We start from the raw sequence: 13,680 nt of genomic DNA on the forward strand, positions 1-13,680 counted from the left end.
GCCCTCGGTGACCATTCGTCCGGCGGGACCGCCGGCCCCGCCCCGCGTCACCCCCCGCGTACGGCCGTGGCCCTCGCTCCGGCACCGCGCTCCCGTGCGCCTTGTGCACCAGTACCGTCACGAAACCCGTGCGGAACCGGTAACTGTTTGGCGCGTTGTCAGCATCATGGACGACCATAGGGGTGCGGGCCCCGCGGCGGAGGCACTGCCAGACACGGTGGACCGTGCTTGTGAGAGGAGGCGTCCATGGGATCGGTGCGCAAGGCGAGTGCCTGGCTGGGCCTCGTCGACGACAGCGAGATGCGCTACTACGACGACGAGTATGCCGAGGGCTCCGAGGCCGAGGACGTCCGCGACACATGGGCCACCGATCCGAGGGTGCGGGTGACCGCGGAGACCGCCCACGGCCAGGGCACCCGCATCGCCACGATCACCCCGGACGGCTTCCGGGACGCCCGGACCATCGGCGAACTGTTCCGGGACGGCGTCCCGGTGATCATGAACCTCACCGCCATGGACCCGGCCGACGCCAAGCGGGTCGTCGACTTCGCCGCGGGCCTGATCTTCGGGCTGCGCGGTTCGATCGACCGCGTGGCCACGCGCGTCTTCCTGCTGACCCCGTCCGACTACGAGGTGGTCAGCGGCGTGGACCACCGCGCCACCGAGGGCGGCTTCTTCAACCAGAGCTGAACGCGTCCGCCGCTCCGGCCGGCGGCGATCCGGCGGGCCGGGCCCGGCGGGCGGCTCACCGGAAGGCGTCCAGGCCGGTGAGCGCCTTGCCCAGCACGAGTTGGTGCATCTCCACGGTGCCCTCGTAGGTCAGCACCGACTCCAGGTTCGTGGCGTGCCGCATGACCGGGTACTCCAGGGAGATCCCGTTGGCGCCGAGGATCGTCCGGGCGGTGCGGCAGATCTCGATCGCCTCGCGCACGTTGTTCAGCTTGCCGAAGCTGACCTGCTCCGGACGGAGCCGTCCCGCGTCCATCCGGCGCCCCAGGTGGTGCGCGAGCAGCACGCCCTTGTGGAGTTCGACCGCCATGTCCGCGAGTTTGGCCTGGGTGAGCTGGAAGCCGCCGATCGGCCGGCCGAACTGCTCGCGGGTGCGCGCGTACTCCAGGGCCGTCTCGAAACAGGCGCGGGCCGCGCCCATGGCGCCCCAGACGATGCCGTAGCGGGCGTGGTTCAGGCAGCTCAGCGGCCCGCGCAGCCCGACGACCTCCGGCAGCACCGCGTCGGCGGGCAGCCGTACGTCGTCCAGGACCAGTTCGCTGGTGACCGAGGCGCGCAGGGACCACTTGTGCCTGATCTCGGGTGCGGAGAAGCCGGGGGTGTCGGTGGGCACCACGAAGCCGCGGACGCCCTCGTCGGTGCGGGCCCAGACGACGGCCACCGAGGCCACCGAGCCGTTGGTGATCCACATCTTGCGGCCGTTGAGCACCCAGTCGCCCCCGTCGCGCTTGGCGAAGGTGCGCATCCCGGCCGGGTCGGAGCCGTGGTCGGGTTCGGTCAGCCCGAAGCAGCCGATGGCCTCGCCGGCCGCCATCCGCGGCAGCCACTGCCGCTTCTGCTCCTCCGAGCCGTAGCGGTGGACGGCGTACATCGCCAGCGAGCCCTGCACCGAGACCAGGGAGCGGATGCCGGAGTCGGCGGCCTCCAGCTCCAGGCAGGCCAGCCCGTACTGGACGGCGGACGCGCCCGCGCACCCGTAGCCCTCCAGGGACATGCCCAGGGCGCCGATCGACCCCAGTTCGCGGGCCAGTTCCCGGACGACGGGCAGCTCGCCGCGCTCGTACCACTCGGCGACGTGCGGCAGCACCCGGTCGGCGGCCCAGGAACGGACGGTGTCGCGCACCGCGAGGTCCTCGGGCGTGAGCAGGTCGTCCAGGCCGAGGGGGTCGGCGGGGTCGAACGGCGGGACGGAGCTGGACATGAGGGCCTCCGACGGGACGGGCTTCGCGGGGTGATCTTCGCGCTCGTGGCCGACGTTACGGACGGGTGACGCCCCCGGACAAGAGGGAGCCGTCCTGCCGCCCGGGCGGTCCGGCGGAGTGCCCGGAGGCGGGGTGCCCCGGGGAGGGACGCCCGGAGGAGGCGGTGGACGTCCCGCGGACGGTGTCCTTCCCGGACTTCCGGGCGCTCCGCCCGGGGACGTCCTCGCCGTCCCGCGGCCGGGGCTCCGCGGTGCGCGGCAGCCGCAGCGCGGCCAGCGCGCCGATCAGCAGCAGTCCGGCGCTGACCAGCAGGGAGACGTGCAGGCCGTGGACGAACGACTCCCTCGCCGCCGCGCGCAGCGCCTCCCCGGCCGGGCCGCCGAGCCGCTCGGCGACCTCGTAGGCCTCCCCCAGCGAGTCGGCGGCGTCCGCCCTGGCCCCTTCGGGCACGCCCTCCGCACGCCGTACGCCGGGCGCGTAGGCGGCGTTCATGACGGTGCCGAGGACGGCGATGCCGCACCCCGCGCCGAGCTGGTAGGCGGTCTCGCCGATCGCGGCGGCACCGCCCGCCCGGTGGGCCGGCGCCTCGTTGAGCATCGACTCGTAGGAGCCGAACAGCGTCGTCTCCAGGCCGAAGCCGAGCAGGACGAACCCGCCGGCCAGGAGCGCGGGCCGGTCCTGCTCGCCGACGCAGGTCAGCAGGAGCACGGCGGCGGCGGTGAGCACGAAGCCCGAGGCGACCATGGCGCGCGGCCCCATCAGGCGCAGCAGGCGGGAGCCGACCAGCCCCGCGGCGATCGCGGCGAGGCTGAGCGGCAGCAGCCGCAGACCGGTCTCCAGGGGGCCGAGGCCCAGGACGAGCTGGAGGTACTGGGCGGCGATCAGCGCCAGGCCCACCAGTGCCAGCACGGTCAGCACGATGCAGGCCACGGCCGTGCCGAAGGCGGGACGGGCCAGACTGCCGCAGTCCACCAGGGGATGGCGGCGGCGGCGCTGACGGCGCACGAAGAGCGTCAGCAGCACCAGGCCCACCACCACGGGGCCCACCGTTCCGGCGTGGACCACCTCGCCCTCGCCCGCCCGCTTGACGCCGAGGATCAGCGTGCACAGGCCGGCGGCGGCCAGCAGGGCGCCCAGCACGTCCCAGGGGCCGTCCCGGTCGCCGGTGGACTCCGGCAGGAGCCACCGTCCGACGGGGATGCACAGCAGCATCAGCGGGATGTTGACCAGGAAGACCGAGCCCCACCAGAAGTGCTCCAGCAGGAAGCCGCCCACCAGCGGTCCGACGGCGGCGCCGACGGCCGCGACCGCGCTCCACACGCCGATGGCCAGCGCCCGCTCGCGGCGGTCGGGGAAGACCTGCCGCAGGATCGACAGGGTGGCGGGCATGATCATGGCGCCGCCGACGCCCTGGAGCGCACGCGCCGCGATGAGCATCCCCGGGCCGGTCGCGTACGCGGCCAGGGCCGAGGCGAGACCGAAGACGGCGTATCCCCCCAGCAGCACCCGGCGCCGTCCCACGCGGTCCCCGAGGGTGCCGAAGAGGATGAGCAGGGAGGCGCAGACGAGCGGGTAGGCGTCGACGATCCACAGCAGCTCGACGGCCCCGGGCCGCAGCGTCTCGGAGACGGCGGGGACGGCGACGTGCAGCACCGTCGCGTCGATGGCCACGAGCAGCAGGCTGACGCAGAGGACGACGAGCACGGTCCAGCGGTTGGCCGGTCCCGCCGGAGCGGCCGGGACGGCGCTCCGTCCCCTCCGTCGTCCCTTCCGTTCCGTTTCCTCCGTCCGTTGCGGCCTCTGCTGGGGGACGTCCGCCGCCCTGGTGGCTCCGGCCGTGGTCGTCCCGGACATGTACGCACCTCCTGTTGCGCTCGCACCCAACCGTCGCCGTGGGGAATGCCGGAAACGCGGGGACGGCGTCCGGCCCGGTGTGGAGGGACGAGTGACCCGTTAGCGTACGCGAGTCCTCCGCGCGGCCGCGTGGCCGACCTCACCTTGACACCATTCCGGGACCCGCCCCGCCCCCGCGTCCGGGCCCGTTACGCTCCTCGTTCATGCCCGCGAGCGACCTGCGCCCCTTCCCGTCACCGCCCCGGGAGCCCGCCGGACCGCCCGCGGTCCGCCCCGACGGCACCGCCCGGCGGCCCGTCCGCGAGGCGCTGCGGTACGCGGCGCCCGCGCTGGTGGCCTACGCCGGGGTACGGGTGCTGGGGCTGCTGGTGCTGGCCCTGTGGTCCACCGGGGCGGACACCAGCGCGCGCCGACTGCTCTCCGCCCGCTGGGACTCCGTGTGGTACGCCCGCATCGCCGAGGACGGCTACGGCCACGTCGCGCGGGCCGCGAACGGGGACCTCCATCCCGATCTGGCCTTCTTCCCCCTGCTGCCCGTCCTGGAGAGGGGGTTGTCGACCCTCGTCCCGGTGAGCGCGGGCGACGCCGGGCTGGTCGTCAGCGCCGTCGCCTCGCTGTGCGCCGCCGCCGGGCTGTTCGCGATCGGCGAGCTGCTGTACGGCAGGCGGGCGGGCGTCACGCTGGTCGTGCTGTGGGCCGCCCTGCCGGTCGGGGTGGTGCAGTCGATGGCCTACAGCGAGTCACTGTTCACGGCGTTGGCCGCCTGGACGCTGTACGCCGTGCTGACCGGCCGGTGGGTGTGGGCGGGCACGCTGGCCGCGCTCTCCGGGCTGACCCGGCCGGTGGGCGCGGCGGTGGTGGCGGCGGTGTGGATCGCCGCGGCCGAACGCGCGCACCGGGACAGGTGGTTGCCGCCCCGCGTCCTGGCCGGGGCGCTCCTCGCCCCGCTCGGTTGGCTCGCCTACGTGGGGTGGGTGGGAGCGCGGACCGGCGACCCGCTGGGCTATCTCGACGTGCAGGACCAGTGGGGCAACGGCTTCGACGGCGGCCTGGCCTTCGCCGCGTTCGTCTGGCGGCACCTGACCGGTTCGGTGGTCGCCGGTGTGGCGCTGCTCGCCGGAGTGGCCCTGGTGATCCGGCTGTACGTGCTGTGCGTACGGCAGCGGCAGCCCCCGCCCCTGCTGGCGTACGCCGGGGTGATCGTCTTACTCGCCCTGTGCGCCAAGGGCTACTTCGGCTCCAAGCCGCGACTGCTGCTGCCGGCCTTCCCGTTGCTGCTGCCCATCGCCGTCGCCCTGGCGCGGGTCCGCGCCGCCCGGGCGGCGGCGGTGCTCGCCGTGGCGGCCCTCGGCTCGGCGGTGTACGGAGCCGTGTGGCTGCACGGTTCGGGACCGCCCTGAGCGCGTCCCACCCTCCGGTTAATGGACGGTTGACCGCGCCCGTCCACAAGGGAAAAAGAACACGGGGAGCCACTCCAATAGCGGCCGGACGACGGTCGGACGGAAAATCCGCGGGCTTCTCCCTCCATCGGGAAAAACGGATGGCGGAAGTGTCCGACGAGGAAGTTTCCACATCACATAGGCATTACGAAGCCGGTGCCCGGTGCTATGCCGCCCGTCACCGCCTGTAATCTCGATGGAGTGCGTACCGACCGGATCTTCTCCCGCCTGGAACAGGAGCCAGCGAGGCCGCTCACTCCCCCACCGGGGATGAGCGGCGTCCGCAAGGCGCTCTTCTTCACCACGCTGGGGATCTGCGCGGCCATCGTGATGGCGGTGCTGACCTCCTCCCGGCTCGTCCGGCTGGACTGGCAGGTCATGCTCTTCCGCCCCTACAAGCAGTGGCCGGAGCTCCACGCCTTCCTCGACTACTTCGTGGTGCTGGGCCAGCGCGGCCCCACCGCGGTGCTGGTCGCGGCCTGGCTCGGCTGGCGCTCCTGGCGGCAGCGGACCCTGCGCCCGCTGCTGGCCCTGGGCACCTCCCTGCTGATGCTGAACGTGATCGTGGGGGCGGCGAAACTGGGCATGGGGCGCGAGGGGCCGCACTACGCGAACCGCATCGGCGCCAACGAGATGTTCCTGACCGGCGACATATTTCCCTCCGGCCACACCGCCAACGCGGTGGTCACCTGGGGCATCCTGGCCTATCTGGCCACCACGCCGCGCGCCCGGCGCCGGCTGTCCGTCGTCGCCGCGGTCTTCGCGCTCGGCGTGGGCGCCACCACCGTCTACATCGGCACCCACTGGGTCAGCGACGTGCTTCTCGGGTGGGCCTGCGGACTGCTCATCCTGCTGGCCCTGCCCTGGTTCGAGCCGCTCATCGCCCGTGTCGAGGCGTATCTGCTGCGTCACTGGTACCGGCTGCGGGAGAGCTCCGCGCCCGGATTCGTCCGGCCGCGCCTCCCGGGCGTCGGCGCGGGACCGATCGGCCGCGGCGGCGCGGCGGGCGTGCGGCCGCCGGCCCCGTCTCCCGAACCGGTCCTGTCCTCCCGGTCCGCCGACCGACCGGGACGCGCCGGGGATCCCCGCACCCACCACCCCTCCCACGCGGGCCGGCACGCGGCCCGTTCGGAGCGTTCGCCCGTCACCCCCAGCGGCAGCCGCAGACCGCCCGGGGAGCGCACGGTCTCCCGCACCGCCCCGCTGGGTCCGCGGAAGTGACGTCCGCACCGTCGAAGTGACGGTGCTCCGGCGCCGGTTGTGCGCCGGGCCCGCGGGGTCGGTACGCACCCCCTCCCCCGCGCCACGACGGCCCCCGCCCTCCCTCCCCTTCCGATCCGGGGAGGAGGACGGGGGCCGTCCGCGTTCTCGTCTCAGCCCTTCCAGCTACGGATCACGGTGTCGTTCTCGACCGTGAAGTTCAGCCGTCCGGACAGGTACTCCATGGTGATCACCGCGTCCGGCGGGAGCGTCCGCACGGTGGTCCACCCGCGGTCGCGGGCCTGCTGTTCGGCGGTGCGGACGTCGAGTCCGACGTAGGTCTCGGGGTCGTCGTCCGGCGTGTTCGGGGTCGCTGGTACGGGTGCCATGGCAGCACCGTACGACGCCGGTGGAGCAGGCGGAAGTTCCGACCCGATCGTGGCGTCGTCACGCTTGTGTCACAACGCTCCGCAGTGCGCCCACCGTTGCCGGTGTCACTCGTACGTGCCGTCCGGACCGCACGGGATTCACGTCCGGGACCTCTTTCCATTTCTCTTCCAAGGGTGTTGGGGAAAACACGGCGGGCACGTGTCGGGAACAGGACGGAGGAATTCTCCGAGCGCTTCCCAATTCCCCTCCGTGGACGGATGTTTGCGGAGGACCTCACGCGGTACCCGGTGTTGAAGAGGAGCCCATGACAGAGAAGACGAACGACGACGGCAAGCACGCGGTGGAGGACGGACGGCGTCCCCTCCCGCCCGGCGAGGTGCTGCGCACGGCCCGGGCGGAGTTCACCGACCTCACGGGCCTGCACGCGGAGAGCGTGTCCCGGTTCGAACGGACCGGGGACGGCTGGGCCTTGGAGGTGGAGGTCCTGGAACTCGAACGGGTTCCGGACACGATGAGTCTGATGGCCTCGTACGAGGTGACCCTCGACGGAGACGGCCGTCTCACCGGGTATCGCCGGCTCCGCCGCTACGAACGCGGCCGGGCCGACCCGACCCGCCGCGGCTGAGAGCTGCGACACGGAGAGGAGTGGCTCCCCAGATGACCACTGCAGTTCCCGCACAGCGGTCCGCCGGAGGCGGAGGCGGCAGCAGCGGCCTCTACGACGTCCTCGAATTGATCCTGGACCGAGGACTGGTGATCGACGCGTTCATCCGCGTCTCGCTGGTCGGCATCGAGATTCTGAAGATCGACGTACGCGTCGTGGTCGCGAGCGTCGACACGTACCTGAGGTTCGCGGAGGCGTGCAACCGCCTCGACCTGGAGTCCGGCCCCAGGAAGTCGCCCGGCCTGCCGGAGGTGCTGGAGAGCGCCACCGAGAGCGGGGCCAACAGCAAGACCAAGGGCGCGCTGGCCGGGGCCGCCGAGACCCTGTCCGACGCCTTCCGCCAGGGCCGTTCCTCCGAGGAGGAGCCCGAGCCCCGCAGGCGTCGTGCCCGCAAGGAGGAGACGGAGTGAGCGTCTACGTCTACGGGATAGCGCGGTCGGACCACCCGGCCCTGCCGGAGAAGGCGCCCGGCGTCGGCGAACCGCCGCGCGAGGTGCGCGTGGTCCGCGAGGGAGACCTCGCGGCGCTGATCAGCGACTGTCCCGAGGACCTGCGGCCCAAGCGGCGCGACCTCCTGGCCCACCAGCAGGTGCTCACCGAGGCGGGCGGCAAGGGCGCCGTCCTGCCGCTGCGCTTCGGCAGCCTGTCCGAGGACGACGAGACCGTGCGCCGGGTGCTCGCCGACAACGCCGAGCACTACGTGCGGCAGTTGGCGGAGCTGGACGGCCGGTCCGAGTACAACGTGAAGGCCGTGCACCGGGAGGAGGAGGTGCTGCGCCTGGTCCTGGCCGACAACGACGAGGCCCGGTCCCTGGCGGAGCGCAACCGCGCCTCCGGTGGCGGCACCTACGAGGACAAGCTGCGGCTGGGCGAGCTCCTGGCGAACGCCGTGCGCGAACGCGAGGGCACGGACGCCCGGTTGGTCGAGGAGGCCCTGACTCCCCTGGCGGAGCGGTCCGTTCCCGGCCCCGAGGGGTCCGGCTGGCTGGTGAACCTCTCCTTCCTGCTCGACCGCGACGCCTCCCGGGACTTCCTGGCGGCCGTCGAGAAGCTGGGCGAGGAGAACCCGCACCTGGACATCCGGGCGACGGGACCGCTGCCGCCGTACAGCTTCGTCACCCAGCCGCCCGCCACGGCCGCCGCCGGGCAGGCCGCCGGGTGAGGGCGTGAGCGGCCGTGGGGCTGATCGGCGAGCTCCTGCTGCTGCCCGCGGCGCCGTTCCGCGGCGCCGGCTGGGTGCTGCGGCAGGTGGTGGCCGAGGCGGAGCGGCAGTACTACGACCCCTCGGCGATCCAACGCGAACTCCACGAGCTGTCACGGCAATTGGACGAAGGGCTGATCGACGAGGAGGAGTTCGACCGCCGGGAGGACGAGCTGCTCGACCGGCTTCAGGCCATACAGGAGCGGCACCAGGCAGAGCAAGGAGACCAGTGAGATGACGAACCGGTCGGCACTGGCGCTGGCCTTCACCACGGGCTACGCGCTGGGCCGGGTGACGAAGTTCAAACTGCCCCTCGCCGTGGGCGCCGTGGCGCTGGGCAAACGGCTCGGAGTGGATCCGGGCCGACTCGGCGAGCGGCTCAAGGAGAAGGGCGCCGGGCTCGCCGAGGTGTCCGACCGGCTGCGCGACAACGTCGGGAAGGCCGGCGAGGCCACGGCCGGCGGACTCCGGGACCGGGCCAAGGGCGTGCGCGAGCACCTCGGCAAGGCGTCCCCGAGGAACGGCGAGAACACCGACGACGGCACCGATGACGGCGCCGACGGCGACGGAACCGGCAGCGCCGCCTCCGAGGGAACGGCGGGCGCCGGGAAGGGCGACGGAGCCGGCAAGGCCGCGAAGAAGACCACGGCACGGCGCTCCCCCGCGAAGAAGACCGCGGCGCGGACCGCCGGGAAGAAGACGACCGGCGCCGCCAAGAAGACCGCCGGCGCCGCCAAGAAGACCGCGGGCAAGCCGGCCGGCGCCGCCAAGAAGACGGCCGCCGCGAGGAAGACGACCGCCGGGAAGTCGGCCGGCGCCGCCGGCCGCGCGGGAGGCTCCCGCCGTGACTGACGGCACCGGGGGCCTGGCGAGGGCCATCGCCGACAGCCCGGCCGCCGGCCGCCTCAAGGAGGCGGCCGGCGGCTACGCCGTGGCACAGGGCCGGCGTCTGCTGGCCGCCACCGGGCGCAGGCTGGGCGAGACCTCGGCCCGGATCGAGGACATGGACGACGCCGACGACGCCGCCGTCGTCGGGTTCGTCGTGAAGGAGACCGTGAAGGGCGCCGTGAAGGACACCGTGAAGGGTGCCGTGCGGGACGCCGTGACCGGCGTGGCCCGGAAGGCGACCGGCGGCCTGGCCGGCCGCCGGCGCGGGGGCGGCGGCACGGGCCGGACCGTGACGATCGGCGAGTCGGTCGACGTCGGCGCGCCGCTGCCCGACGCCTACGACCGGTGGGCGCTGCTCCACGAGACCGACGGGCCCGCGCCGGACTGGCGTCCGAGGATCCTGTGGTCCACGCGCGGCTGGCGCACCCGCATCACCGAGGAGATCGAGGACGAGCGCATCGTCTGGTCCGCGCGCGGGGCCAGGGGCTCGGCCCGGGGCGTGGCCACCTTCCACGAGGTGGCCGACAACCTGACCCGGGTGCTGCTGGTGCTGGAGTACCGGCCCAGGGGGCTGCGCCGGGCCGGAGGCCTCTGGGCCGCCCCGGCCCGCCACGTACGGCACGACCTGGAGAACTTCCGGCGTTCCGTGATGCTGCGCGGCGGGAGCGCGGCGGGCCGCGCCCGCTGACCCCGCCGCGGCCCTCAGTCCCCGCCGTCCCCCGCTCCCCCGCGCCGCCCGGCCCGCGCGGCGCGGCCGAGGCGGTCCGCCAACTCCGCGACGCGGTCGACCAGTTCGGCGGGCTCGCGCACCTCGAAGTCGAAACCCGCCATCACGACGTGGAAGGCCAGCGCGTCCAGGGTGTGCGCCCCGGTGCGCAGCAGGCAGGTGTGCTCGTCGACCGGCTCCAGGACCCCCGCCGCGGGCGCGATCCGCTCGGCGGCCCGCTCGACCGGCGCGTGCAGCAGCACCGTGGCGGAGTGGGTGTACGCCGCGGTGGACACGCGCCGGGAGACGTAGGCCGCCCAGCCCTCGGCGGGCGGATCGCGCGGGACGAAGCGCGGCCCGTGCGGCGGGGTGAGGGTGACGCGGTCGACCCGGAACGTGCGCCAGTCGGCCCGGTCGGTGTCCCAGGCCACCAGGTACCAGCGGTGGCTGCCGTACACCAGCCGGTACGGCTCGGCGGTGCGGCGGGAGGCCGTGCCGTCGTGCCCCCGGTAGGCGAAGCGCAGCCGTCGGCGGTCGCGGCAGGCGTTCGCCAGCTCGGTGACGGTCTCCACGTCCACGGTGGGGCCGCGGCGGTCGCCGAGCGGGTCCGCGAAGGCGGCCAGGGCGTTCACCCGGCGGCGCAACCGGTCCGGAAGCACCTGTTCCAGCTTCGCCAGGGCGCGCACCGAGGACTCCTCGATGCCCTCCACCGCGTTGCCCGTGGCCGCGCGCAGGCCGACGGCGACGGCCACCGCCTCGTCGTCGTCCAGCAACAGGGGAGGCAGTCGGGCCCCGACGCCCAGCCGGTAGCCGCCGGCCGTTCCGGTGGTGGAGTGCACGGGGTAGCCCAGCGTCCGCAGCCGGTCGACGTCGCGCCGCACGGTCCGCGGGGTCACCCCCAGACGGTCGGCCAGGTCGGCGCCGGACCACTCCCGCTGCGCCTGGAGCAGGGACAGCAGGCGCAGCAGGCGGGCCGAGGTCTCCAACATGACGCCGAGTCTGCCGGCCCCCGCGGACGGCGGCCGTCCCGCCGTGGGGAGGGACGCCGCCGCGGAAGCGGCCGGGAGGTTCGGTCAGGCGGCCGCCGGGGTCCGCTCCAGCCTCACCGACAGGTCGTTGGCGCCGGTGTAGTACGGACGGGCCCACAGCTCCCCGTCCTCGTCCCCCGCCCCGCCGGCGACGGGCTGCGCCGGGTAGCGCAGAATCCTGTGCTTGTCGGCGATGTCGTCGAGGATGCGGGCGACGCGCACCGGCTCGGCGTCCGCGCCGGGGCGCAGCCACACCTCCCACTCCTCCCCCGCCTCCCGCTCGCGGGCCAGCTCGTCGTAGGCCAGCCGTGCCGTGAAACCGGGCCCGTCGGTCGACGTGACCGGTCCGGTGACGGTCGGGGCCTTGGCGCGCCGGGGGCGCGCCTCCAGACGGGCGTCGGGGGCGAGTTCGGCCCCGTACAGCCGTCCCCGCACGGTCACGCCGCCGTCCACGGGCCAGATCTCGCCCACCTCGGCGTGCGGCCAGCGCAGCCAGGAGCGCACCGAGAGGTTGCCGTACTTGGTGGCGTACGGGATGCGCACCCCCAGCCAGGTGCGGTCGGTGCGCGGGACCCGGTCGACGAGCGAGCGCAGGTCGTTGCACCCGGGCAGCAGCCGTCGCGGCTCCTCCTCGCCGAACACCAGGTAGGCGTCCCAGCGTCCCTCCGCCAGCGGCACGGTGCTGGGCAGGGTGGCGCGCAGCACCGTGCCGTCGGAGCCGTCGGAGAGCGGCACCAGCGGCAGCCGTACCGACTCCTCCGGGTCGGAGTTGCGCAGCCGCAGCAGCAGGGCGGCGTCCCACCGCTCCGCCACGTCGGGCAGGGCGATGTCGAAGCTGAGGCCGCCCGCGCTGTCCGCCGTGCAGTCGGCGCTCGGCGCGGTCGCCAGGGGTGTGTCGGGCGCGTCGACGGATCTGCGGGTGGTCGCGGTCATGCGGTCCTTCCTCCTCTCAAGACGCCTTGACGGGCGCGGACCAGGGCGTCCTTGGTGGCGTACGCCCCGCCGAGCAGGGCTCCTCGGGTGCGGTGCAACGAGGAGCGCACCCGGCCGATGCGGCTCCGTCCGCCGCGGGCGACGAGCTCGGCGAACAGCGAGGAGTACATCTCGCCGATCCGCGCGGGGTCGTAGCGGGCGGCGTCCGCGATCGCGGCGCGGCCCATCCGCTGCCGCAGCTCGTCGTCGTTGATCAGCTCCAGCAGGGCCCCGGCGATGGCGTCGACGTCGCCGGGGGGCACCAGCCGGCCGTCCACCCCGTCGGCGATGATCTCGCCCGGGCCGTGCGGACAGGCGGTGGCCACGACCGGCAGGCCGCAGCGCATCGCCTCGACGATCGTCATGCCGAAGGACTCCAGGCTGGAGGTGACGGCGGCGACCGAGCCCTTGACCCACTCGGCCTCGATGGGATGGACCGGGCCCATGAGGAACGCGTGGTTGTACAGGTCGAGTTCCTCCACCAGCGCCCGCAGCCGGGCCTCCTCGCGGCCGCCGCCGTAGAGCCGCAGCCGCCAGTCGGGCCGTTCCTTCACGACCTTGGCGAAGGCCCTCAGGAGCAGGTCGTACCGCTTGGCCGGGGCCAGTCGCCCGGCGGCGATCACCCACTTGCCGGTGCCGTCGGCGGGCTCGACCTCGGGGGCGGGGACGCCGTTGGGCACCGCCTGCACCCGTACGCCGGGCAGTCGCATCGTGCGCCGGTAGTCGCGGGCGTCGGCCTCGGTGACGGTGGTGAGCGCGTCCAGGCGCGGATAGACGCCCCGCAGGGTCATCCGCAGGGCGCGCGGATGGGTGGCGAGCGTCAGGTGCTCCTGCCCGACGCGCACCGGGCCGGGACGGGTGTGCATGGCGATCATCGTGTTGAGGCCGGGCCGGGTGCCGACGACGACGTCCGCCTCGGTGCCGGCCAGGTACTCGACGATCCGCCGGTCGGTGAGTGCGCTGTACTTGCGGTGGTTCCCGTCGGCGCGTGGAAAGAACCGGGCCGGACGGGCGTGGTCGGGGTCGTCGCCGTCGTAGTCCGGGCTGTGTTTGCGCAGGTCCACCAAGTGGCGGAGCCGCACCCCCGGATCGAGGTCGAAGACGGGACGGTCACGGTGCCGGAAAATCGACACGATCTCCACGTCGTGCTGCTCCGCGAGCGCGCACGCGAGGTTGAACGTGGTACGGATCGTCCCACCGATGCCGTACCCGTGATGCAGCAGGAAAGAGATATGCATCCGTCTCCATGTCCCACGGAATCGCGCGGACAAGCCGTTCCCGATGTGCGTTCTGGTGTCGCGTTCCCTCGAAAAGACCGTCGAAGACCGCCGCGGGTTGGGCTGCGTTACCACTCTGTTCCCCAATGTTCCGACAATCATGATTGACATTCGGGAACTGATTGGCGTC

Annotated in this window: 15 protein-coding genes; 9 read left to right on the forward strand and 6 right to left on the reverse strand. The window is 73.7% G+C overall.

What is annotated here, in order from left to right; genetic code table 11:
* Positions 1–246: 246 nt before the first annotated feature.
* The gene (locus tag ABD335_RS11205; RefSeq protein WP_344322048.1) at positions 247–690 is read left to right on the forward strand and encodes a cell division protein SepF; all 444 of its coding nucleotides are present in this window, start codon (positions 247–249) and stop codon (positions 688–690) included.
* Positions 691–745: 55 nt separating this feature from the next.
* On the opposite strand, the gene ABD335_RS11210 is transcribed toward ABD335_RS11205, so the two are convergent.
* Positions 746–1,930: an acyl-CoA dehydrogenase family protein gene (locus ABD335_RS11210; RefSeq protein ID WP_344322049.1), complete on the reverse strand. Its 1,185-nt coding sequence runs from the start codon at positions 1,928–1,930 to the stop codon at positions 746–748.
* Between the two features lie 55 nt (positions 1,931–1,985).
* A complete protein-coding gene (locus tag ABD335_RS11215; protein ID WP_344322051.1) occupies positions 1,986–3,785 on the reverse strand; it encodes an MFS transporter in 1,800 nt (599 codons plus the stop codon).
* Between the two features lie 203 nt (positions 3,786–3,988).
* Here ABD335_RS11215 and ABD335_RS11220 point away from each other — a divergent pair, with 203 nt between their 5' ends.
* Both ABD335_RS11220 and ABD335_RS11225 read left to right on the forward strand, forming a co-directional pair.
* Complete coding sequence (locus ABD335_RS11220) at positions 3,989–5,185, forward strand: mannosyltransferase family protein (protein WP_344322052.1); 1,197 nt, start codon at positions 3,989–3,991, stop codon at positions 5,183–5,185.
* A gap of 207 nt (positions 5,186–5,392) precedes the next feature.
* A complete protein-coding gene (locus ABD335_RS11225; RefSeq protein ID WP_344322053.1) occupies positions 5,393–6,445 on the forward strand; it encodes a phosphatase PAP2 family protein in 1,053 nt (350 codons plus the stop codon).
* Between the two features lie 152 nt (positions 6,446–6,597).
* Here ABD335_RS11225 and ABD335_RS11230 read toward each other — a convergent pair whose 3' ends face one another.
* Positions 6,598–6,813 carry an I78 family peptidase inhibitor gene (locus tag ABD335_RS11230; protein WP_344322054.1) on the reverse strand — a complete coding sequence of 72 codons (216 nt, stop codon included), beginning with the start codon at positions 6,811–6,813 and terminating at the stop codon, positions 6,598–6,600.
* A gap of 305 nt (positions 6,814–7,118) precedes the next feature.
* Between ABD335_RS11230 and ABD335_RS11235 the strand changes: the two genes are divergently transcribed.
* The 6 genes from ABD335_RS11235 to ABD335_RS11260 are packed head-to-tail and all read left to right on the forward strand — an operon-like array spanning position 7,119 to position 10,255.
* Positions 7,119–7,439: a gas vesicle protein GvpO gene (locus ABD335_RS11235; RefSeq protein WP_344322055.1), complete on the forward strand. Its 321-nt coding sequence runs from the start codon at positions 7,119–7,121 to the stop codon at positions 7,437–7,439.
* Between the two features lie 32 nt (positions 7,440–7,471).
* On the forward strand, positions 7,472–7,888 hold the full coding sequence (gene gvpJ, locus ABD335_RS11240; protein ID WP_344322056.1) for a gas vesicle protein GvpJ: 417 nt from the start codon (positions 7,472–7,474) through the stop codon (positions 7,886–7,888).
* Positions 7,885–8,640, forward strand: coding sequence for a GvpL/GvpF family gas vesicle protein (locus tag ABD335_RS11245; RefSeq protein ID WP_344322057.1), 756 nt, complete (start codon positions 7,885–7,887; stop codon positions 8,638–8,640). The genes gvpJ and ABD335_RS11245 overlap by 4 nt, the downstream gene beginning before the upstream one ends.
* Before the next feature lie 14 nt (positions 8,641–8,654).
* Entirely contained in the window at positions 8,655–8,912 is a 258-nt protein-coding gene (locus ABD335_RS11250) for a gas vesicle protein GvpG (protein WP_344322058.1), read from the forward strand.
* Between the two features lies 1 nt (position 8,913).
* Positions 8,914–9,531, forward strand: a complete 618-nt coding sequence (locus ABD335_RS11255; RefSeq protein ID WP_344322060.1) for a hypothetical protein — start codon at positions 8,914–8,916, stop codon at positions 9,529–9,531.
* A complete protein-coding gene (locus tag ABD335_RS11260; RefSeq protein WP_344322061.1) occupies positions 9,524–10,255 on the forward strand; it encodes an SRPBCC family protein in 732 nt (243 codons plus the stop codon). Before ABD335_RS11255 ends, ABD335_RS11260 begins: the two co-directional genes overlap by 8 nt.
* 14 nt (positions 10,256–10,269) lie before the next feature.
* Here the strand turns inward: ABD335_RS11260 and ABD335_RS11265 are convergent, their stop codons facing one another.
* The 3 genes from ABD335_RS11265 to ABD335_RS11275 all read right to left on the reverse strand — a co-directional run bounded on the left by ABD335_RS11265 (position 10,270) and on the right by ABD335_RS11275 (position 13,511).
* On the reverse strand, positions 10,270–11,262 hold the full coding sequence (locus ABD335_RS11265; protein ID WP_344322063.1) for a helix-turn-helix transcriptional regulator: 993 nt from the start codon (positions 11,260–11,262) through the stop codon (positions 10,270–10,272).
* An 84-nt stretch (positions 11,263–11,346) separates the two neighbouring features.
* On the reverse strand, positions 11,347–12,234 hold the full coding sequence (locus tag ABD335_RS11270; RefSeq protein WP_344322065.1) for a hypothetical protein: 888 nt from the start codon (positions 12,232–12,234) through the stop codon (positions 11,347–11,349).
* Positions 12,231–13,511: a glycosyltransferase family 4 protein gene (locus ABD335_RS11275; protein WP_344322066.1), complete on the reverse strand. Its 1,281-nt coding sequence runs from the start codon at positions 13,509–13,511 to the stop codon at positions 12,231–12,233. Before ABD335_RS11275 ends, ABD335_RS11270 begins: the two co-directional genes overlap by 4 nt.
* Between the last annotated feature and the right edge of the window lie 169 nt (positions 13,512–13,680).

This window comes from Streptomyces macrosporus, from assembly GCF_039533145.1.
Taxonomy (GTDB): Bacteria; Actinomycetota; Actinomycetes; order Streptomycetales; family Streptomycetaceae; genus Streptomyces; species Streptomyces macrosporus.